The 22,295-nt window shown below is 47.3% G+C and carries 19 protein-coding genes; 15 read left to right on the forward strand and 4 right to left on the reverse strand.

The window, feature by feature from the left end; translation table 11 throughout:
• Positions 1 to 28 precede the first annotated feature (28 nt).
• A complete protein-coding gene (locus tag VFC92_05635) occupies positions 29 to 2,767 on the reverse strand; it encodes a T9SS type A sorting domain-containing protein (GenBank protein HZK07663.1) in 2,739 nt (912 codons plus the stop codon).
• Between the two features lie 273 nt (positions 2,768 to 3,040).
• On the opposite strand from VFC92_05635, the gene VFC92_05640 reads away from it, so the two are divergent.
• The 9 genes from VFC92_05640 to VFC92_05680 all read left to right on the forward strand — a co-directional run bounded on the left by VFC92_05640 (position 3,041) and on the right by VFC92_05680 (position 13,015).
• Positions 3,041 to 4,543 (forward strand): oligosaccharide flippase family protein, encoded by a 1,503-nt coding sequence (locus VFC92_05640; protein ID HZK07664.1) that lies wholly within the window; start codon positions 3,041 to 3,043, stop codon positions 4,541 to 4,543.
• A gap of 78 nt (positions 4,544 to 4,621) precedes the next feature.
• Positions 4,622 to 5,053, forward strand: a complete 432-nt coding sequence (gene dut / locus VFC92_05645) for a dUTP diphosphatase (GenBank protein HZK07665.1) — start codon at positions 4,622 to 4,624, stop codon at positions 5,051 to 5,053.
• A 110-nt stretch (positions 5,054 to 5,163) separates the two neighbouring features.
• The gene (locus VFC92_05650) at positions 5,164 to 6,909 is read left to right on the forward strand and encodes a tetratricopeptide repeat protein (GenBank protein ID HZK07666.1); all 1,746 of its coding nucleotides are present in this window, start codon (positions 5,164 to 5,166) and stop codon (positions 6,907 to 6,909) included.
• A gap of 31 nt (positions 6,910 to 6,940) precedes the next feature.
• On the forward strand, positions 6,941 to 7,765 hold the full coding sequence (locus VFC92_05655) for a DUF4292 domain-containing protein (GenBank protein HZK07667.1): 825 nt from the start codon (positions 6,941 to 6,943) through the stop codon (positions 7,763 to 7,765).
• An 87-nt stretch (positions 7,766 to 7,852) separates the two neighbouring features.
• On the forward strand, positions 7,853 to 9,100 hold the full coding sequence (locus VFC92_05660; GenBank protein ID HZK07668.1) for a peptidoglycan DD-metalloendopeptidase family protein: 1,248 nt from the start codon (positions 7,853 to 7,855) through the stop codon (positions 9,098 to 9,100).
• Between the two features lie 300 nt (positions 9,101 to 9,400).
• Positions 9,401 to 10,450, forward strand: coding sequence for a tRNA preQ1(34) S-adenosylmethionine ribosyltransferase-isomerase QueA (gene queA, locus VFC92_05665; protein ID HZK07669.1), 1,050 nt, complete (start codon positions 9,401 to 9,403; stop codon positions 10,448 to 10,450).
• Between the two features lie 74 nt (positions 10,451 to 10,524).
• On the forward strand, positions 10,525 to 11,202 hold the full coding sequence (locus VFC92_05670; protein HZK07670.1) for a 2-C-methyl-D-erythritol 4-phosphate cytidylyltransferase: 678 nt from the start codon (positions 10,525 to 10,527) through the stop codon (positions 11,200 to 11,202).
• Between the two features lie 64 nt (positions 11,203 to 11,266).
• A complete protein-coding gene (gene ruvC / locus VFC92_05675; GenBank protein HZK07671.1) occupies positions 11,267 to 11,836 on the forward strand; it encodes a crossover junction endodeoxyribonuclease RuvC in 570 nt (189 codons plus the stop codon).
• Between the two features lie 195 nt (positions 11,837 to 12,031).
• Complete coding sequence (locus tag VFC92_05680) at positions 12,032 to 13,015, forward strand: endonuclease/exonuclease/phosphatase family protein (GenBank protein ID HZK07672.1); 984 nt, start codon at positions 12,032 to 12,034, stop codon at positions 13,013 to 13,015.
• A gap of 135 nt (positions 13,016 to 13,150) precedes the next feature.
• On the opposite strand, the gene VFC92_05685 is transcribed toward VFC92_05680, so the two are convergent.
• The gene (locus VFC92_05685; GenBank protein HZK07673.1) at positions 13,151 to 13,708 is read right to left on the reverse strand and encodes a thioredoxin family protein; all 558 of its coding nucleotides are present in this window, start codon (positions 13,706 to 13,708) and stop codon (positions 13,151 to 13,153) included.
• A 279-nt stretch (positions 13,709 to 13,987) separates the two neighbouring features.
• Between VFC92_05685 and VFC92_05690 the strand changes: the two genes are divergently transcribed.
• From VFC92_05690 to VFC92_05710, 5 genes are all read left to right on the forward strand, one after another.
• Positions 13,988 to 14,509, forward strand: coding sequence for a DUF177 domain-containing protein (locus VFC92_05690; GenBank protein ID HZK07674.1), 522 nt, complete (start codon positions 13,988 to 13,990; stop codon positions 14,507 to 14,509).
• 32 nt (positions 14,510 to 14,541) lie between these two features.
• Positions 14,542 to 14,733: a 50S ribosomal protein L32 gene (gene rpmF, locus VFC92_05695; GenBank protein ID HZK07675.1), complete on the forward strand. Its 192-nt coding sequence runs from the start codon at positions 14,542 to 14,544 to the stop codon at positions 14,731 to 14,733.
• A gap of 44 nt (positions 14,734 to 14,777) precedes the next feature.
• Positions 14,778 to 15,728, forward strand: coding sequence for a phosphate--acyl-ACP acyltransferase (locus VFC92_05700; protein HZK07676.1), 951 nt, complete (start codon positions 14,778 to 14,780; stop codon positions 15,726 to 15,728).
• Positions 15,729 to 15,751: 23 nt separating this feature from the next.
• Complete coding sequence (locus VFC92_05705; GenBank protein HZK07677.1) at positions 15,752 to 16,756, forward strand: beta-ketoacyl-ACP synthase III; 1,005 nt, start codon at positions 15,752 to 15,754, stop codon at positions 16,754 to 16,756.
• A gap of 130 nt (positions 16,757 to 16,886) precedes the next feature.
• Complete coding sequence (locus tag VFC92_05710; protein HZK07678.1) at positions 16,887 to 17,318, forward strand: GNAT family N-acetyltransferase; 432 nt, start codon at positions 16,887 to 16,889, stop codon at positions 17,316 to 17,318.
• A gap of 195 nt (positions 17,319 to 17,513) precedes the next feature.
• Here the strand turns inward: VFC92_05710 and VFC92_05715 are convergent, their stop codons facing one another.
• Entirely contained in the window at positions 17,514 to 18,425 is a 912-nt protein-coding gene (locus VFC92_05715) for a magnesium transporter CorA family protein (protein ID HZK07679.1), read from the reverse strand.
• 203 nt (positions 18,426 to 18,628) lie between these two features.
• Here VFC92_05715 and VFC92_05720 point away from each other — a divergent pair, with 203 nt between their 5' ends.
• The gene (locus VFC92_05720) at positions 18,629 to 19,156 is read left to right on the forward strand and encodes a hypothetical protein (GenBank protein HZK07680.1); all 528 of its coding nucleotides are present in this window, start codon (positions 18,629 to 18,631) and stop codon (positions 19,154 to 19,156) included.
• Between the two features lie 5 nt (positions 19,157 to 19,161).
• On the opposite strand, the gene gcvP is transcribed toward VFC92_05720, so the two are convergent.
• The gene (gcvP, locus tag VFC92_05725; protein HZK07681.1) at positions 19,162 to 22,029 is read right to left on the reverse strand and encodes an aminomethyl-transferring glycine dehydrogenase; all 2,868 of its coding nucleotides are present in this window, start codon (positions 22,027 to 22,029) and stop codon (positions 19,162 to 19,164) included.
• Positions 22,030 to 22,295 lie beyond the last annotated feature (266 nt).

Raw genomic sequence — 22,295 nt, forward strand, 5'->3', positions numbered from 1 at the left:
AAATAAATATTCCCAATTTTCATAAACCCTACTTCAAAACCAGCCCGCTGCTCATGCGTACTTTCCCATCTGTAACCACCACCTGATAGGCTCCTGCCGGAAGCTGCGAAAGATTTATGGAAGGTTTCACTTCCGTGACTTTAGCACGATACACTTCCACACCGGCTGTATTGGTAATGGTAACGAGGCTGCTCTTGAGATCAAAACCATTTAAATCTAAATGAATGATGTCGGTAGCCGGATTGGGATAAATGCGCAAAGCTTTGTTTATCGAGGCTTCCGGAATACCAATACTGGGATCGAGCGGAAATTCCGTCGTAAACAAACCACGACCATGGGTGGCTGCCAGCACGGTGTTATCTGCCGGGCGGATGGCGAGCATGTCACAGCGCACATTGGCCATTCCATCGGAGTTGGGTTGCCATACCACCGGATCGGCGTTTATGTTATTCGTAGTCCAGATTCCAAGCTCGGTAGCCAGCATCACCTGCGCATCGTTCTCCGGATGATATTCGGCCCAGCGGACGGGCATATCCGGAAGGTTGTATTCCACATCACGCCAGCTCTCGCCGCCATCTTTGCTTTGCCACACCGACGGAACGCCGTAATTGCTGAAGGTTGCCAACAGCTCATCTTCGGTTTGGCCAACCGCAACACACGACAGATAGGCAATTGGCATGTCGTCACCGGTAATTTCGGTGACCTGCGGCACAGGAATCTGCGCATTTTCCACACGGTACAACCGTCCGGTTTGCGAACCCACAAAAAGTACCGTCGTACCGGAGGGCGCATAAGGCGAAACACGGAGGTGCGAGAAATAGCCTTCCTCATTGGTTTGCAGCGGCACCACCTTCCGATTGATATTGTATGGGATACCATCGAAGCGTATTATTTGATTGGCATGGGTGCCGACAAAATCTACCCTGTTTGCATAAAGGATATTGTTTTCGGTGTCGTAGTCAGCCGGATTAATAAATACCCCGCTGTTGTCGTTGTAGCTATTCAGGTAATTCCAGTTGAGATAAAAAGTATAGCTGTTGTAATACACCGAAGTGATGAGCAGTTGCGGGTCATCGTCGAAGAAGCAAAAAGCGCCATCGCCGCCATCAATCATGTTGTTGATGGTGAGGGGCGCGTCCTGATAAAGCAGCGTGCCGTTGTCCTGCAAGCCGCCGCAATAGAGCGTTCCGCCCGGTTGCGGGATGATGTCGCAGGTATAAAATTGCAGCGTGTTATAGTTGTGATTTTTCTCCTGGAATTTGGGATAAGTGCTCAAGGCCGTGTTGGTATAAAAAACGCCGCCGTCGCTGCCACAAATAAGCTCGGAAGGATTTCCTGGATTGAATTCGATGGCGTGTTGGTCGGCATGCACATATTCGTCGCCGCCACCATAGTACATCAGCGCCCAGTCGGTGATATGCTGCCAGGTGCTGCCGCTGTTGTTAGTTTTCCATTGATCGAGGCCACCGGTATAGATCATATCAGGATTGTTGGGTGCCACTTTGATGATGAAGGCGTGCCATGACAAGGTAGCCCATTCGGAGCTGGGAATAGGAATGGTAGTCCAGCTTTCTCCAGCGTCGGTGGATTTGATGATGTAGCGACCGTAGTAGTAATTGAAGTTGTTGGTGTTGTTGAGAAAACCGGCTCCGATGGCAGCATAAATGACGTTGGGATCAGAAGGAGCTGCAGCCATCATTACCCTTCCGGGGATGTAGTAGTTCGGGCTGTTAAGGATTTGTTGTGCGATATCGTCAAAAACCGTCCATGATCCGGCCATGCCAAGATCGGAATGCAGAATTACGGCGCCGCCCTCGATTTCCACATTTTGAACAGTGCCGGCAAATATTCGTCCATCGGCGGTAATCTCCAGATCAGAAACGGTGTAAGGCTGCTGCGTTCCCGGAATATTTGGTAAAACCTGATCCCACGTCATTCCCTGATCAGAGGAGCGAAAAACTCCATCGGAAGGTTCGCTTTGGTGGGTGGTGCCGTGATAAATTCCTGAAGCTACTGCTGCGTAAATGACGCTGGTTCCGTCTTCGTCGCGCACCACAATGTCGTTGATGTATTCAAAAGGCAAGGTGCTTTCTATCAGATTCCAGGTGGTTCCGGCATCCGCAGAACGCCAGATGCCCTGCCCCACTCCCGACGATTCCCGGTAGGTAATCAGTGCCGTCTGCGACTCGCCGGTTCCTACATAAAAAATATCCGGATTGTTGGGATCGCTGGTGATGCAGCTAATGCTGAGGGTACTCCAAAAGTCATCAACCGGTTGCCAAAGGCTATTGTTGTCGGTAATATCATCGCGAAACCAAAGCCCTCCGGTTACGCCACCCGCCCACACTTTTTTGTGCTGCTGGTCGGTAGGATCCCACATGATGGCGCGGGTTCTTCCTCCCATTTCCACAGGCGTTCCCTCCCACAAGAGATGTACGTCGTTTCGGTTTTTGGCAGCAGCGCGGGTATAGCAATAAGCGTCTGTCAGCCTTTCGCGGGGAACCGTCCCGGTAGCAGGGTCAACGGTCATAAAGTAATCCTGCAAAGCGGCCTTGTCGGGATGTGCCGGTTTAGGAATTTCGGCTGTTTGTTCTTCTTTAGCCAGTGGCATTGCTGCCGCTTTGGAGTGCATCAAAGTTGCATATTCATGGCGCTGAAGTGCTTTGCTGTCATCGTTATCATTTAGCAAAATTGTAAAAATGACGCCTGCCGAAAGCACAACTAAAATTAAAATTGCAAAAAACCGAAGTGTAGATTTTCGTAACATGGTGATGATGGATTATTATTAATAAAAAATTACTATTCGCCAAAATTAAAGAAATACGCTGATGGGCAAGATAAAAAGGACAAAAGACAAATCACAAATAAATTTCAAAGATCAAATAATGAAATTCCAAAAAGAAGAATAGGATATTCCATAGCAAAAAAAATGAGCCCTCTTCCCCAACTTTGCCGTTCTGCGGTTCATGGCTACAGTCTGTTGATAGTAATATGTGGTGAAATCTAAACAAACCTATACTTTTGCCGGCAAAATTTAAAGATGTCATCAAACCCACTCAAGCGGCTGGCAAGCCAAACTGCCGTTTACGGACTCAGCAGCATCGTTGGCCGGTTGCTCAATTATCTGCTGGTGCCGCTCTACACGCGCGTGCTGGTAACCGGCGATTACGGCATCTACACCGAGATGTACGCCTGGGTTTCCATTCTCTGGGTAGTTTTGACCTACGGCATGGAAACGACATTTTTCCGCTTTGCGCAAAGCGAAAGTGATTCTCCCAAAGTTTTCAGCACCGCCTTTACCTCGCTCCTGTTTACCTCGTTACTGTTTCTGTTGGTGGCCGGTGGCAATGCCGGATCCATTGCGCGAAGCATGGGTTATGGCGATCATATCGATTACATCGTTTACTTTGCTTTTATCCTATCACTCGACGCGCTGGCGGCCATTCCGTTTGCCCGTTTGCGACAGCAAAACCGACCCATCCGTTTCGCAGTGATCAAGCTCATCAACATCGGACTAAATATTGGTTTCAACCTGTTTTTTATTCTGCTTTGTCCTTATCTTCTCTCACATTATCCTGATACGTCGGTGGCTCGCTTCGTCTTGCTTTTCTTCGATCCTACAGATCTGGTGAGTTACATCTTCATAAGCAATCTTATTTCTACAGTAGTAACGCTGCTGCTGCTTTTGCCTGACGTGCGTTTTCGGTGGTCTGATTTCGATTTTTCGCTGCTCAAACGCATGCTTGTTTACACCTGGCCGCTGCTCATCGTGGCCATTGCAGGGTCTATCAATTTGTCGATTGATAAGATTTTGCTGGCCTGGCTGCTGCCCGGCGATCCGGATTGGGTGATGTCGCAAGTAGGTATTTATGGCGCCTGCTACAAGGTGTCGATTATCATGACGCTGTTTGTGCAAACCTTCAGATATGCCGCCGATCCTTTTTTCTTTGCCGAATCGGCGCACAACGATTCGCTAAAGATTTATGCCGAGGTGCTGAAGATCTTCACCGTGATTGTTTCACTGATATTTTTGGTAACAACCCTCTATCTCGATTTGGTGATTCTCTTTATCGGTGAGCCCTACCGGGCAGGACGTGATGTAATTCCTATTTTGCTGATGGGGAATCTTTTCCTGGGAATTTTTTACAACCTCTCATTTTGGTACAAGCTCACCAATCGCACCATTTACGGCGCTTTGCTATCGATAATCGGCTCCGGGATTACCATCACGCTCAACCTTACCCTGATTCCCTCTTTTGGATATTATGGCTCAGCCTGGGCAGCATTTTTCGCCTATCTCACCATGATGGTACTTTCGTATGTGCTGAGTCGTCGCTCTTTCCCGGTGCCCTACGAAAACAAACGTATTCTGCTTTACTTGCTCTTGCCGGTGGCGATTTATTTGCTAAGCCGTTACCTTCCGCTGGAACCGGGGCTGTTGAAATATTTCATCAATACACTGCTGCTATTCGTATTTGTGGCAACGGTATTTTATTTGGAAAGAAAATCACTTCTGAAGCTGATTCACCAGCGAAAGGGCTGATGGCTTAAGACATGAGGCCAATGAAGCTTTGCACAATTTTTGATAAATTTGCCGCCAGTCAAAAAAACCGATAAACTGATGAAAATTAAAATTGTAAATAAATCGAAACATCCGCTACCTTCCTACCAAACGGTAGCTTCGGCAGGCATGGATCTGCGCGCCAACCTGGTAGAGCCGCTGATGCTCCAACCTTTGCAACGTGAGCTGGTAAACACGGGCCTCTTTATCGAACTCCCCGAGGGTTACGAAGCGCAGATTCGTCCCCGCAGCGGGCTGGCCATCAAAAGCGGTATCTCGCTGGCAAATGCTCCGGGCACCATCGATGCCGATTATCGTGGCGAGATAAAAGTGATTCTTATCAACCTCTCAAACGACGACTTTGTGCTCAACGACGGCGAGCGTATCGCTCAAATGGTGATCAGCAAAGTAGAGAAAGCCGAATGGGTGATTTCAGAAACCCTGAACGAAACGACCCGCGGAGACGGAGGTTTTGGCCATACCGGAAAATAATCAGCCTTCGCTTAGTTGTAGCATTTGCCGAAAAGTGGTGTTAATTATTCCCACTAACACAATGAATTGCACGGGAGGATGTTTATTTTTTCAATAACAGATTTTACTATATGAATTTTAAATCCCTGATCATATCGCTGTCGATCCTGTTTTTTGCCGTGGGCATGGCTCCACCGGCACAAGCTCAGCGCAAAAACAAGCATGACGACAAGCCCAAAGAACTTTCAGAATTTCAGTTGCGTGAGCGCAAGGAGGCTTTTCTGGAAGGCAACAAACAAAAAGTGCTTGACAACTTTGATGCTGCCCAGACTGCTTTTTCCAAAGCCTTGCGCATCGATCCCAACCACGACGCTTCACTCTTCGAAATGGCACAGCTCTATTTTATTCAGGGACGCACAGATGATGCCCTTGCTGCTGCCAACAAGGCTGCCGAACTCGATCCCCAAAATATCTGGTATCAGCTCCTACTCGCCGATCTTTACAAAAATACAGGACAGTTAGACAAGATAAAAGGCGTTTTTGAAAAGCTGGTCGAAATACAACCCGGTCATATCGAATATCGCCAGGACCTGGCGCTGCTATACACTTTGAACGACGATTACCGCGGCGCCATCAACATCTACAATCAGATAGAAGAAATCGTTGGTGTGACCGAAGAAACGGCACTAAAAAAGCGCAACTTGTGGAACAATCTTAAAAAGCCCCAAAAGGGACTGGCTGAGATAGAGCAGCTGGTTGCATTGCATCCACACAACAGCCGCTACCAACAGATTTTGGCCGAGAGCTACATAGAAACGGGCAATCCCGACAAGGCGCTCGCTACTTACCTGAAAGTTGCTATGTTGGATCCCACAGACCCGTACATCAATATTTCGCTATCGGATTTGTACCGGAAGCAGGGCAAGGATGAAAAGGCTTTCGAAGCGCTGCTCATAGGTTTTGAAAATCCTGAACTGGAGGTTGATGCTAAAATTCAAATCCTGCTGACTTACTATTCCATCGATCAGATTTTTAATGAGAAAAAAGAGCAGGCGTTGGAGCTGGCGGAAATACTTGCAAGCACGCATCCCGCCGACCCACGAGTTTTGTCGCTTTACAGCGAAATGTTGTTTCGCACCGGCCAATACGATGAAGCGCTCGCGATTCTGGATCAGGTGTTGCAGGCCGACAGCAGTCGCTATGGCGTGTGGGAACAGAAGATGATTATAGAAAGTCAGCTCAACAAAAACGAGCAACTGGCTGCAACCAGCACGCTGGCATCGGAGTTTTTCCCGATGCAGCCGCTGCCTTATCTGCTCAATGGTTTTGCTAATTACCAGCTAAAAAATTATGATGACGCACGGCGGTCGCTCGAAAGCGGTGCCAGCCTGGTAGTGGATAATGATAATCTGCTGGCGCAATTTTACACTACGCTGGGCGACATTTACAATCAATTGAAAAATCACCAGAAGTCGGATGGCTATTACGACAAGGCGCTGAAAATAGATATGTCGAATGCGCTGGTGCTGAATAATTACAGCTATTTCCTATCGCTTCGCAACGAGCGGCTGCAGGAGGCACGCGCCATGGCTTCCCGCGCCAACGATCTGGAGCCCAACACTCCTTCGTACATGGACACTTACGGATGGGTGCTTTATAAACTGGGCGAAACAAAGGAAGCTGAAAAATGGGTGAAGAAATCGCTCGACGCTACACCAGAACCCGACGCCACAGTTCTGGAACATTACGGGGACATCCTTTACAAATTAGGAAAGAAAGAAGAAGCTTTAAAATATTGGCAACAAGCCAAAGATACCGGACAGGAAGCCTCCGAATGGCTCGACCGGAAAATCAACGAAAAATCGCTCATCGAATAGCAAGTTTTTTTTGACAAAAAAATAGCAGTAAATGATGAAAAGAAACCGGATCATTTTTTCAATAACACTATTGTTGATGATGATGGCTATAGCCGGATGTAAGAGCCATCGCGCCGTTATCAAAGCTCCCATCAAAGAAGAAGGCGCCGATTACCTGATGGCTCGCCTGAATGAAAAAGAATTTATGTTCGATAGCTTCGAGGCCCGCGCCAACATCTCTTTCCGGCAAAACCGAAAATATCTCGACTTCAAAGCACAGATTCGCATCATCAAAGACAGCCTGATATGGATAAGTTTCAACCAGGATCTGGGCATTGAGGTGGCGCGAATCATGATTACTGAGGATTCGGTGAAATTTGTCGACCGGCTGAACAAACAATACCTCCTGACAGATTATAATTTCGTAGACAAATTTCTAAATACCAGTGTCGATTTCGGGATGTTGCAATCGATCATTTTGGGCAATGATTTTGAATATTATGAGATGGCCGAATTTAAGGCCACAATAGATGGAGGCCAATACCGCCTCAACACCGCCGGGCGCAGCAAGCTCAAGAAACACGTACGCAATACCAGCGATGCACAGCGGGTGCTCCTGCAGTCGATTTGGCTGAATCCTGAGAACTTCAAAATTACGCAGGTCAGACTTAAAGAACTCACGCGCGAAAGCAAGAAGCTCGAAGCTACATATTCTGAATTTAAAGAACTTGAAGGCCAGCTGTTTCCTACCAAAATAGATTATTCCATTGATGCCGAACAGCCCATGGAGGTAATCGTTGAATACAGCAAGATGTCGCTGAACAAAGAGATGAGCTTCCCCTTTAAGATACCCTCCAAATACACGCTGGCGCACTAAGTAATGTTTGTCTTTTAACTAACCAGGCGGCTGTGCGTTGGAACTTTCTTTTATCGGAGATAAAATAGATAAACGTATCTTTGGTGCATGTCCGGCTCAAAGATTTTATGGTTTGTTAATGCTTCGTTATGGCTGTTTTGCCAGACATTGTCTGCGCAAAATGCTTCGGCACAAACCTCCGCCACTGAGCTACAACAAAAAAAAGAGCTGCTTGAAAAGTCGATAGAATATGCCGGTGTTTTGATAAACGATACTCGCCTAAAAAAAACTGTCGGGCTGGAAGAGTTGACTTTGCTGCAAAAGAAAATTGATGCCCCTAGCCAGATCGTTGACACCTGGCGCACGCTCCACGATCGACTCTTCGACACCATTGCCAAAAACCTGATGGCCATCGATAGCCTCGACACCCAAATCGACCATCTTAAAAAAGCATACACCACAATGATTCGCCAGGCATATCTGAATCACAACAAGCACCAGCGTGCGCTCTATCTTCTGGCTGCTGATGGGTTTAGTCAGGCCATCAACCGGATGAACTACTATCGCATCTATGCCGCCAAACGCCACAAACAAGCCAACGAAATTGCGCTTACGCAACACCTTTTTATCGAAAAAGCCATACAAACGGAAGATCAGATAAACGATAATACGCAGGTGCTTAAACAGCTCGAAAAAGAGTTTGCTCTGATGGAACAGGAACTAATGGAGAAGAAAACCATGGTAGCACAGTTGCAACGCGGCGAGCAACAACTCATCAGCCGACAGCGTCAAAACCAGAGCGATGCAGCTTCATTGCACCGAAGTATTTTGGAAACATTTGCCACCAGTCCGCAAAATCGTGATTCACAATCAGAGCAACTGCTGCATACACCAACCCCTGCCACCGAGCTGTTGCCTGAATCTTTTTCCTGTCAGCGCGGAAAACTGCCCTGGCCGGTAGCGACCGGATTTATCATTCAACCTTTTGGCGAGCATCAGCATCCTGACCTAAAAAACGTAAGGATAAAAAATGACGGGGTCGATTTTCTCACGCAAAGTAATTCCACTGCCCGCGCCGTATTCGATGGCCAGGTGACGAGGGTGATGCAGGCTACTGCCAAAACTTGGTGTGTGATCGTACGCCACGACGGATTTCTGACGGTCTATGCCAATCTTGAGCGGGTTTTCGTAAGCGCAGGCCAAACTGTAACCACGTTGCAGAATCTGGGTTTAATACACACAGATAAAGAAGTTGCCCACACGCTGCTGCACTTTGAAGTCTGGGAAGGAAAAACGCTGACCGACCCGATGCAGTGGCTTGTCCCTGATCAAAAAATCACCATTTCAGGCATGTAAACAGTGTAGGAATTATCGCACGCCAACATTTCAAATTATAACCTTACGGCTGTGAACATTACACAAAAAATATGTGTTAAGGTATCCTAATCCAAACATCGTCATGAAAAGACTCCGATCGTTGCGCTATGATCTCAAAAATTTCAGATGCCCGTTGCCTGCATTTCGCGTTACAAGAATGCTTCTTACATTAGTTGACCAGCCGCCTGTACAGAGCGCAAAAACTTGACTTTCGGCGCTTTTGATGCTATCTTTGCACCCCTTTTTTTGTTACGATTCTGCTTAATTTAATCTATGAAAATGAAACTATCGCAATTCAGATTTCATCTGCCCGCTGAACTAATTTCCCTGGAACCCGCTCTCAACCGTGACGAATGCCGGCTGATGGTGCTTGATCGCAAAAAACAAACCATCAAACACAAATCCTTTACCGATCTTCTCGACTATTTCGACGAAGGCGATGTGATGGTGTTGAATAATACCAAAGTGTTTCCAGCCCGACTCTATGGTACCAAAGAAAAAACCGGCGCCAAAATAGAAGTGTTCCTGCTTCGGGAACTTAACCAGGAAACACGTCTGTGGGATGTGCTGGTAGATCCGGCGCGAAAAATCCGAATCGGCAACAAGCTTTATTTTGGCGAAGACGAGGCACTGGTAGCCGAGGTAATCGACAACACCACCTCCCGTGGCCGTACACTGCGATTTTTGTACGACGGCCCTTACAGCGAGTTCAAAAAAACTATACAGAAACTTGGCAAAACCCCCTTGCCTAAAACCATACAACGCGAAATAAAACCCGAAGACGAAGAGTGGTACCAAACCATTTTTGCCAAACACGAAGGCGCCGTGGTTGCTCCCACAGCCGGTCTGCATTTTAGCCGTGAGCTGATGAAGCGTCTGGAGCTTAAAGGCATCGGTTTTGCCGAAATTACTTTGCATGCCGGCCTTGGCAACTTCCGCCAAATAGAAGTGGAAGACCTCTCCAAGCATAAAATGGACAGCGAAGAGCTTATCATCGACGAACGTGCTTGTAGCATCGTCAACGAAGCTATCGACAATCGTAAGCGCCTGTGTGCCGTCGGTACCACTTCTATGAAAGCAATCGAGTCGTCGCTCACCATCTCCGGCCACCTGAAACCATTTGAAGGATGGACTAACAAATTCATCTTCCCGCCCTACGAGACAAAACTCGCCGATACCATGATCTCGAATTTCCACCTTCCCATGTCGAGCATGATGATGCTGGTGGCCTCCTTTTCGGGATATGAATTCCTGATGCGTGCATACAAAGAAGCTATCAAGGAAAAATACCAGTTCTTTACCTACGGCGACGCCATGCTTATCATTTAGTCGATAGAAAAAGTAATTTACAAAATACTATTTTTGAAGGGCTGTTTTTACAAAGATAAAGCAGCCTTTTTTTTATGGAACCTTCACATCAAAAATATGCGATCATTGTGGCGGGCGGAAGCGGAGCACGCATGGGCTCTGCCGTTCCAAAGCAGTTTTTGCTGTTGGCAGGCAAGCCTTTGCTAATGCACACTCTCATCCGTTTTAGAGATGCCATTCCTGACCTGCAGCTCATCGTGGTACTGCCTTTCGATCACATCGAAACCTGGCAACGACTCTGTTCGGAGCACCGTTTCATCATCCCACATCAAATAGTAGCAGGCGGCAAAGAGCGTTTTTTATCGGTAAGCAATGGGTTAAAAAAAATTACCACTCCAGGTTGGGTAGCCGTGCATGACGGTGTGCGGCCATTGGTTTCGGCAAAACTGATACAATCAGCTTTTGAAGCAGCGGCCACCTATGGCAGCGCCATCCCGGTGATAACACCCACCGAATCGTTGCGCCACATTACCAGCGGCGGAAGCCATTCTGTAGACCGGGCAGAATATCGACTGGTGCAGACTCCGCAGGTTTTCGATGTGCAACGGCTTACAGAAGCCTACCGGAAGCCTTTCCAGCCCGACTTTACCGATGATGCTACGGTTTGGGAAGCTGCCAACAACAAGCTGCATCTAATCGAAGGAGAACTTAATAATATTAAAATTACACGCCCTTTCGATCTCTTGCTTGCCGAACAATATCTGAAATTATAAATTGCCCTTTGGTAATTGTTATTCGTTAATTGTTAATCGTTCTTTAAATTGTAAATCTTTTCTTTTGGCAACAAACTCAACTTTTTCCTCCAACCAAATTATTTTGGGCATCGATCCGGGCACCGTCATCATGGGCTACGGATTGATAGCCATCGACAACAAGAAAATTTCGCTGTTGACTATGGGCATTCTGCGGCTGAATAAATACGATGGCCATGCCCTGCGTCTAAAAAAGATTTTTGAACGAACACTGTCGCTGGTAGAGGAATACAAACCAGATGCACTGGCCATCGAGGCGCCGTTTTATGGTAAAAATGTACAGAGTATGCTCAAGCTGGGACGCGCGCAGGGAGTGGCTATGGCTGCTGCGCTTTACCGCGACATCCCCATAACTGAATACACGCCACGCGAGATTAAGAAATCCATCACCGGAAACGGCACCGCCAGCAAAGAGCAGGTAGCTGCCATGCTTACCCACCTCACCAATTACGACCTTTCGCCCGAAACCCTCGACGCCACCGATGGCCTGGCTGCAGCGGTTTGTCACCATCTCAAAAGCGGAAATCTGCCTACCGGCAAAAGTTACAACAGTTGGAAAAGCTTTTTAAAAGATAATCCCGAACGGCTTAAATAAAATTTGGGGACAAGAGAAAAGTCCACGAATTCACTCGAATTTAGCAAATGAACACGAATTAAAAAAATAGCGAAAATTCGCATCATTGGTGAAAATTCGTGGACAAGAAAACGATCAAAAATAATTCACGATAATTCGCGGAGAGTTTTTTTGAGAAATATTACTTTTGACGTTATTCATCAAAAACTATCAGCTATGAAAACACAATACTATATTGGATGGTGGAATGTCGAAAATTTGTTCGACACCTTCGATTCGACAAGCCGTCCGGAATGGCTGCAACGCCCACTCAACAGCGAATTGAAAGGCTGGACGCGAACGGTGTTGCAACGAAAAATCTCTAATCTGGTAAAGATTATCAGCCAGATGAACAATGGCAGAGGCCCCGATATATTAGGAGTATGCGAAGTGGAAAACCTGTCGGTGCTGGAGCAGCTTGTTGAGGCGATGCAACCTATTGGCCGCAAGTATAAAATTGAACACCACGACAGCTCCGACCAGCGTGGCATCGACGTGGCGTTCATCTACGACAAGAACCTTTTTGAAGCAAAAGAGCAATTTTCGTATACCGTGCTCAAGCGCTCCTCCACCCGCGATTTGTTTCAGGTCAACTTTGTTACTCCAAAGCAAAACGAGCTGATCCTCATCGGCAATCACTGGCCGGCGCGCTCGGCAGGCGTTTACGAATCGGAGCCTTACCGCATCATCGCTGCCGAAACCCTCAGCTATTGGATGCAACGCATCACCGAGATAAAAGGTAAAGATATTGCGGTGGTTTGCGTGGGCGACTTCAACGATGAGCCACTGAGCCGCTCGATAAACGATTACGCGCTGGGCACCAACAGCATTACCAAAGTAAAATACGCAATTACTCCGCGGCTCTTCAACCTGATGTGGCCCTGCCATGGCGATGGAACCGGTACGTTTTATTTCAACAATTTCCCATACGTCCTCGATCAGTTTTTGGTTTCGAAAGAGCTGGTGCAAACGGGTGGCAAACCACGCATAGCCAAAGATGTGAATGGAAAATTCATGGCTGGAATCGAACACTTTGCTGAGATGGTTACCGGTGGGCGCTATCCCACGCCAAAGCGGTTTGGTCGTCCATCCGAGAAAAGCTCTTACGATCCGGAGGGTTTCAGCGACCACTTCCCGGTGTGGACGGTGGTGGAAGAATAAAGCAAGAGAACACGGATGCTTCGACGTTGCTCAGCACAAGTGATACGGATTTAAAGGATAGTCACAGATAAATTATCAGGAGTTTTTTTAATAAAGAAACCTGTGGGCACCTCCCCATCTTCAAATCTCTACCCTCTACTTCTTCCATTTAATATTACAACCCACGCTGGGTTGCTGTCTGGGCGGTACCGGCTGTCCGCTGAGCATCAGACGGAGCGTGCGGCGCAAATCTTCGCCGGTAACGGGTTTGTCGTTGGAGGGGCGTGAGTCGTCGAACTGGCCGCGGTAAACGCATTTCATATCGGCATCGAAAACGTTGAAATCGGGCGTGCAGGCTGCGTCGTATTTGAGGGCTACCTGCTGGGTTTCGTCGTAAAGATACGGGAAAGGGAATTTATGTTCATGAGCAAATTCTTTCATTTTTTCGGGTGCATCCTGCGGATAACTCTCCACATCGTTGGAGCTGATCATCACAAATGAAATTCCTTTGGGTTGAAACTCGTTGCCCACCTTCACCAGCTCATCGATAATGTGCAGCACATACGGGCAGTGGTTGCAGATAAATACAATAACCGTAGCATTGTGCCCACGCAGATCGGCGAGTGAGCGGTTCGTATCGGTGGTAACATCCGGAAGTTCGAAATCAGGCGCTGTAAAGCCTAAGGGGATTTGGTTGGTTGGTGTTTCGGCCATAATAGTTGTAATATTTTTTAGCAACAACCTACAGGTCTATCTTTTTGTTCATAAAATTCATTTCGTCAGCAGGCAGGAAAAAGATCCATATTACAACCTAAACCCATAGCCGATGTTAATAGCGATAAGTTTTCAGCGTACAGGAATGGAAATTACAAAACTTTGAAACCCTTCAATACCATACAAAACACCAGGTAGTTTCAAATTTAATGAACCTAATGTTTTGGTTATCACAATTAAATTTCTAATTTTGCCGCCCAAATTTTTGGGAGGAAAGAAATGATGGATTATTTAAAAAAATATGTAATCTCTTTCCGCGGGCTCCAGATTGATGTTTATCACTATCATTATGTGATCGACAGAAAGTTCTTTGAATCAATGGAATATGCTGACATTGTCGATGGCAATGTAGAAGTGGATGTAACGCTTGACCGACATGAGCGGATGCTGCTTTTTAACTTCGACATCCGGGGAACTGTTGTAGTTCCCTGCGACCGCTGCCTCGACGATTTCGACCTGCCCATTGCAGGCACCGAAAACTTGATCGTCAAGTTCGGTGAGGATTTCGAAGAGACTTCGGAGGATGTGGTTATCATCCCGGAAACGTCTTCGGAATTTGACATTAGCAGCTATCTTTACGAATACATCGTACTGATGCTACCCATGCAGCATATCCATCCTGACGACGAAAACGGCCGCAGCACCTGCAACAGCGAGATGCTCGAACGTTTGAGACGCAAGGAAACACCCAAAGAGCACGACCCGCGATGGGACGCTTTGAAAAACCTAAACATAGAATAAGTTATTAACGAATTTTTTAAAACAGAGATAAAATGGCACATCCAAAACGGAAAACCTCTAAGACTCGCAGAGACAAACGCAGAACGCATTACAAAACCGATGCTCCCACCCTGGCCACCTGCCCCATCACCGGAGCAATACATTTGTACCACCGAGCCTACTGGGTTGACGGCGACCTCTACTACAAAGGAAAAGTGGTAATGCAGAAAGCGGAAGCAGAATAAGCGAAATATCAAACGCAAACAAATCATCAGATTTTAATTAAAGCATGAAGATTGGCTTGGACGTAATGGGCGGAGACTTCGCACCCGATGCAACCATCGGCGGCGCAATCCTCGCCCGTGAATTATTGGATGCACGCGACGAGATATTGCTGATAGGCCAGACTGCTGTCATCAAAGAATACTTCGCGAAAAACAACATTCCCGCCAATGAGTTTAGGATTGTAAATGCCGAAGAAGTGGTTGGTATGGCTGAAAAGCCGCTAAAAGCGCTTACGCAAAAGCCCGACTCAAGTATCTCTGCTGGGTTTCGCATGCTCAAGTCGCGGCAGATAGAGGGCTTTTGCAGTGCAGGCAACTCCGGCGCAATGGTGATAGGCGCCATGTATAGCGTTGGAACTATTGCCGGCGTAATTCGTCCCACCACCATGGCCCACGTTCCGCAAGAAAATGGCACCGAAAGCATCATCCTCGACATTGGCACCAGCCCCGACACCAAAGCCGACGTGCTCTATCAGTTTGCAATGCTCGGCTCTGTTTATTGTCAGGAGATTCTTAAAATCGATAACCCGCGAGTGGGTCTGCTCAATATTGGTGTGGAAGAAGGGAAAGGAAATTTGTTGTGTCAGTCGGCTTACCAGATGATGAAAGACTCCACAGATTTTAATTTTGCCGGCAACATCGAAAGCCGCGACCTTTTCAAAGACAAAGCCGACGTAATAGTATGCGATGGCTTCACCGGCAACATTGTGCTGAAGCAGGTAGAAGCCATGTACAGGCTGCTGCAAAAGCGCAATCTGGTAGATGATTTTTTCAGCCGTTTCAATTACGAAAACTATGGCGGCAGCCCTGTGCTGGGCATTAATGGCAACGTAGTAATTGGCCACGGCATCTCAAATGCCATCGCCATCAAAAACATGATTATGCTTACTCGCCAAATCTATTGTGGTAAGGTTACTAACAAAATAAGAAGAGCACTGCACGACTTTTCTCGCTAACTTTTTTATCTAATAATCTATACATGAACAAACTAAGAGCTGCAATAACAGGCATCCATGCGTTTGCCCCCGACTATCTCCTCACCAACCAGGAGCTGGCAAAAATGGTGGATACCACCGACGAGTGGATAACCACGCGGACCGGGATAAAAACGCGCCACATTCTTAAAGGCGAAGGTAAAGGAACCTCCGACATGGGCACTGAGGCAGTGAAAGGTCTGCTCAAAAAAACCAACACCAACCCCGACGAAATCGACCTGGTGATCTGCGCCACCGTTACACCCGACATGCAGTTTCCGGCTACAGCCAATATTATTGCCGACAAGGCCGGCATCAAAAACGCCTTTCATTTTGATATAAATGCCGCTTGCTCAGGTCAGATTTACGCCCTCACCACCGCTTCAATGTACATCGAATCGGGAAAATACAAGAAAGTAATTGTGGTAGGTGCCGATAAAATGTCGTCGATAGTGGATTACACCGATCGCGCTACCTGCGTAATCTTTGGCGACGCTGCCGGAGCAATGCTGCTCGAACCCACCACCGAAGATGTGGGCATCATCGATTCCATTCATCAATCCGACGGTTCAGGACGTGTCCATTTGCACCAAAAAGCCGGCGGTTCTGTCAAACCCGCTTCTCACGAAACTGTGGATGCACGCGAGCACTACATTTATCAAGAAGGCCAGGCGGTTTTTAAATTTGCTGTATCGAGGATGGCCGACACGTCAGTGGAGATGATGAAGAAGCACAACATCATGCCGGAAGACCTGGCCTGGCTGGTTCCGCATCAGGCCAACCTGCGCATCATCGAAGCCACCGCCCGTCGCATGGGCATCAACCGTGAACAGGTGATGATCAACATAGAAAGATACGGTAACACTACCTCGGCTACCATCCCGCTTTGCTTGTGGGAGTGGGAAAACCAACTCAAAAAGGGTGACAAAATCATCCTCTCTGCCTTTGGCGGTGGGTTTACCTGGGGCGCCATATACTTGAAATGGGCTTACGACGGGAAGAAAGAATAATATACTTTTTTTAAAATAAAGAAAAGAAGCAACTTCAGCGTTTCGGCGGGAAGTTGCTTTTTTTTTAATAAAAAATCCTGCCATCTCAGGTTGTTAGTAAATTTGCAGCACGTTAAATCCTCATTCAGCTATGACGCAAATTATCGGTTTTGATATTTCTGACAAAAAACATTACCTGCAGGCGCTGGCCATCCGCGAGCAGGTTTTTATACATGAGCAAAAAGTGGAGCGGGTGCTGGAGGTAGAAAATGAGGAGGAGGCTAATTATTATCTGCTGCTGCTCGACCAACTTCCCATTGCCACCGGGCGCTGGCGCAAAACCAGCCGCGGCATCAAGCTCGAACGTTTTGCAGTGTTGCCGCAGTATCGAAACCAGAACTATGGCTCCGTTCTGCTACAACACATCTTGCAGCAGTTGGATTCACGGCCTGAAGAGCTATACCTTCATGCCCAGCTCAAAGCCATTCCATATTATGAGCGTCAGGGATTCCGCAAACAGGGCGATATGTTTATCGAAGCCAACATCCGGCACTATCTGATGGCCAAACTAAAAATAGTGTAACTATGTAAAGAAAGGCACTGCATGCAGGAATAAATGTGACCTAAACATAGCCTAAGCCAAAACCTCGTCTGTTCTCTTTTTAAAAGTCAGGATTTGAGAACTGGGGACTTTGAGCTGAATTAAGAGACATTGTCGACCGCAATTATGGTAGGACAACCAATAACTATTAACTGACTGCCTGCCGCCAGCCTTCTTTCACATCCAATTCTTCATCTTGAAGTACAGCAACATCAAAACTACCAATGTTGCCATCACACCCATCACACCCCAAAAAGCATATGGGTTATCCTGTATTGGCAGCATAACGTTCATGCCGTAGAGCCCGGTAATAAACGAAAGTGGAAGAACAATAGAGGAGATAAGTGTGAGAATTTTCATGATCTGATTGGTGCGGTTGGCTTGAAGAGAATCGAAGGTTTTTGACAGCCCCTCAATAAGTTCGGCGTAATCCTCGGTCATATCCCACAACTTTTGATAATAGTCGAGAATGTTGCCCCAATAGTCTTCCATATTCTCGGCATAGCCTTCGACGGCGCCACTTTCAAACTTATGAAATAAAGGCACCTGTGGCTTAAAGATGGTGTTGAGCAGGATGATATTTTTGCGCGTCACGGAGATGCGCTCGATGGTCTTCTGAGAATTTTTATTAAATAAATCACGGTTGAGAAACTCCACATCGCTTCCGATTTTGCGTATCATCGAAAGCGTTTCGGTCATCAGCCGTTCCAGGATGTGATACAGCAAGGCGTCGCTGGTGCCTATCTGAAATTCCTCTTTGCGCTGGTATTGATCCATAGCTTCGTCAAACAGGTCTTTGACCACCCAATGCGTATTGCCAATGGTAATCACATAATCCTCGCCCCAGAAAATCTTTACCTCTTTGGTTTTCAGAAACCGGTTGATGCGGTCGAACTTCGGGAAATGGAGGATGATAAAATAATAATCATCGTAAATGTCAATTTTTGGTCGTTGGTTGAGTTTGCTGCGGCAGTCGTCGATATCGAGGGGGTGGAAATAGAAATTGTCTTTCAAATATTGCAGGTCTTCCTCTTTAGGGTCGATAATGTGGTACCATTTGATGGTTCCGATTTTAATAGTCTCTATCATTGAGTCCCCCTGTTTTAGGATATCGTTATGTGTTGATGGCTACATTCTGTGAATTTTTTGAGCGGTGAAATTAATAAATTCCACTAAAAAACAATTACACACAATAACATATTCACAGGGATGGCAACCCTGTCGATTTCAAATTCTCAACAAATCTGCTAAACCTACTTTTTGCTTACTTTTACACCCAAAACACAACTGTTATGAAAACAAAGGAAAAACACATCAACATGCTTCGCGAGCAAATCGAGAAGCTCGACCAGAAGCCCTTCGACCTGGAATCCTGGAAAAAGTACACCATCGTGTTGCTGAGCTCTATCTTTGGTGACGAGAGTCAGAAAATAAAGCAGGTTGAAAAGATAGAATACGAATACACCAGCTGGTCGCTGCGCGATACCACCGGGCACTCGTCCTATCTGGAATCGTGCAAAAAACTGGGTCGCGAAATCCTTCAGGTGGCCATTATGGAGCTCGAAGATTTTGGCGATGAGTTGCAGCATCGCACGCGGCAGGGACAAATCGACGTGAATCTCATCATCGATGCGCTTAACGATGAGCTTACAGGCACGCAATACAAAGCGTTGATGAAACTCCTAAAATCAGAACAGCTGCCTGAAGAAAAATCCAGGCAGCTGCACGATGTTTTTAAAACTCTTGGGCCGGAAACTATTGCCGCCATCCTTCAGGGCATTTTGCTCCATCAGGATTTTGCAGAGGCACTGCCCGACTAAAGGCATTATTCCATCTCGTCGATAACACTAAACTCGTGGCAGGTGCACAGCAAGTTGCGGTCGCCCCATGCTTCGTCGATTTTGGTTACCGGAGGCCAGTATTTATCAGCTTTGCTGCATTCGATCGGGAAAGCTGCCTGCTGACGCGAGTAAGGTTTTTCCCAGGTTTCGCCGGTGAGCATACACAGGGTGTGCGGCGCATTTTTAATCACGTTGTCTTCCTTCGAGAATTTGCCCTCTTCTATTTCAGCTATCTCTTTACGGATGCTGATCATAGCTTCGACAAACCGCTTTAATTCACCCAGTGGTTCACTTTCGGTGGGTTCAACCATGAGCGTGCCGTGTACCGGGAAAGCTACCGTCGGAGCATGGAAACCATAATCCATCAGTCGCTTGGCAATTTCGCCTACAGTAACGTTTGCAGATTTGTTAAAGGCATTGCAGTCGAGGATAAACTCGTGTGCCACGCGGTTGTTGCGGCCGGTATAGAGGATTTTATAATGATCGCTCAATGCATCTTTCAGATAATTAGCTGTCAGAATAGCCATCTCAGTAGCCAGCTTCAGGCCGTTGCCACCCAGCAGTTTGATGTAACCATAAGAAATAGGCAAAATGAGCGCGCTGCCATAAGGCGCCGAGGAGATAGCCCGGATGGCCTGCTCTCCACCGGTCTTGATGTATGCATTTGTGGGCAGGAAAGGCGCCAGATGTTTGGCTACGCCGATAGGTCCTACGCCGGGGCCGCCGCCACCGTGAGGGATAGCAAAAGTTTTATGAAGGTTCAGATGACAAACGTCAGCGCCGACAAGGCCGGGATTGGTAAGCCCCACCTGTGCGTTCATGTTGGCACCATCCATATACACCTGGCCACCATTTTTGTGGATGGTATCGATAATGTGGATGATTTCCTGTTCGAACACGCCGTGAGTGGAAGGATAGGTGATCATGAGCGCTGCCAGATTCTCGCGGTGTTTTTCAGCTTTGGCCTTCAAATCGACGAGATCAACATTTCCGTTATCATCCGATTTTACAACCACTACCGTCATGCCTGCCATTACCGAGCTTGCCGGATTGGTGCCATGCGCCGAGGCAGGTATCAAACTGATGTTGCGATGTCCCTGGCCGATGCTCTTCAAATATTCGCGAATCACCATCAACCCGGCGTACTCGCCCGAAGCGCCCGAGTTGGGCTGGAACGACATCGCTGCAAAGCCGGTAATTTCGCAAAGGTCTTTTTCAAGATTTTTTATCAGCTCCTGGAATCCTGCTGCCTGGTCCACCGGAACGAAGGGGTGCAGACTGCCAAACTCCGGCCAGGAGAGCGAGAACATCTCTGCTGCTGCGTTGAGCTTCATGGTACAGGAGCCGAGTGGTATCATGGTACGGTTGAGCGCCAGGTCACGGTTTTCGAGCTTTTTCAAATACCGCATCATCTCTGTTTCTGACTGGTAGGTATTAAAAACTTCGCCCGTCATGAAGTCAGAAGTACGTTGCAGCGATTTGGGAAACTGTAAGTTTTGATCTTGTTTCACAGCTTCAGAATTCTTGCCAGCGGCTTTGGCAAGCACCTTCAGTATTTCATTTACATCTTCCAGGCTGGTAGCCTCGTCGAGGCTGATGCCGATGGCATCCTTTTCATATCTGAAATTGATCTCTGCCGCAAGCGCAGTGGCACGTACTTTATCAACAGAAACTCCATTTGGAAGTGCCAGATAAAGCGTATCGAAATAATATTCGTTTTGCTGCTGATAGCCAAGCTTTTTCAGGCTATCATTTAATGCCGCTGTCAGTTGGTGAACGTCGAGCGCCATAGCTTTGAGACCTGCGGGGCCGTGATAAACGGCAAACATGCCGGCCATGACAGCCAACAGCGCTTGCGCCGTACAAATATTGGAAGTAGCGCGTTCGCGTTTGATATGTTGCTCGCGCGTTTGTAGTGCCATGCGCAGCGCTGCATTGCCGGCAGCGTCCTTGCTGATGCCGATGATACGGCCTGGAATGTTGCGCTTGTATTCTTCTTTGGTTGCAAAAAAGGCGGCGTGTGGTCCGCCATATCCCATGGGCACACCAAATCGCTGGCTGTTGCCTAGCACGATGTCGGCGCCCCACTCGCCCGGAGGGGTGAGCAAAGTCAGGCTCAGCAGGTCGGTAGCCACCGCTACAACTGCACCTACAGCATGCACTTTTTCGGTAAAACTTTTATAATCAACGATGGCTCCCCGCTCGTCGGGATATTGCACCAAAGCGCCAAAATATGTTTCGTCGATGGTGGCTGTTTCGTAATTGCCAACAACCACCTCGATTTCGAGTGGTTCGGAACGTGTTTTCATCACGCTGATGGTTTGTGCATACGTACGTTCCGAAACAAAGAACCGGTTAGCTCCAGCCTTTACAGAAGCCCGTGAACGGCTGTTGAAAGCCATGATCATGGCTTCGGCAGCAGCGGTGCCTTCGTCGAGCAACGAGGCGTTGGCCAACGGCAGTCCGGTAAGGTCGGCAACCATGGTCTGAAAAACCAGCAGAGCTTCCAGACGTCCCTGCGAAATCTCAGCCTGGTATGGTGTGTAAGAAGTGTACCAGCCCGGGTTTTCGAGAACATTGCGTTGAATTACTCCGGGAACGATGGTATTGTAATAGCCCAGCCCGATGTAGGTTTTGAAAATCTTATTCTTTTGCGCCAGCCCACGCAGGTGCTGGATGTATTCGTATTCGTTGATGCCGTCCGGCAAATTCAGCTTCTTCATGCGGATAGCTGCCGGCAGCGTTTCAGCGATTAGTTGTTCAAGATTTTTAACACCTACAACCTGCAGCATCTCGGGCAAGTCGCCATCTTTGGGTCCATTGTGCCTTCTGGCAAAATTGTTAGTCAGCATTTTACAGAAATATTTTTTGTTGATAAATTAATACACAAACCTAAGAAAGGTACAAAAGTAGAATACTTTGCACGAAAAAACGAGGGTTGGACCTTTTTAGATATGCCGCCAACGGGCGTTGTGGGCTTTGCAGGCGCTTTGTGAGATATTGTCAAATTAGCGGTGAGTGCAGTGAGGTTTTTCGACATCAAAACATTCAACTAGGAATTATGCAACATAGACAAAATAACACGAAAAGTTAATTGTGCTAATTCGCTCAATTGACG

The organism is Bacteroidales bacterium (assembly GCA_035647615.1).
GTDB lineage: Bacteria > Bacteroidota > Bacteroidia > Bacteroidales > 4484-276 > SABY01.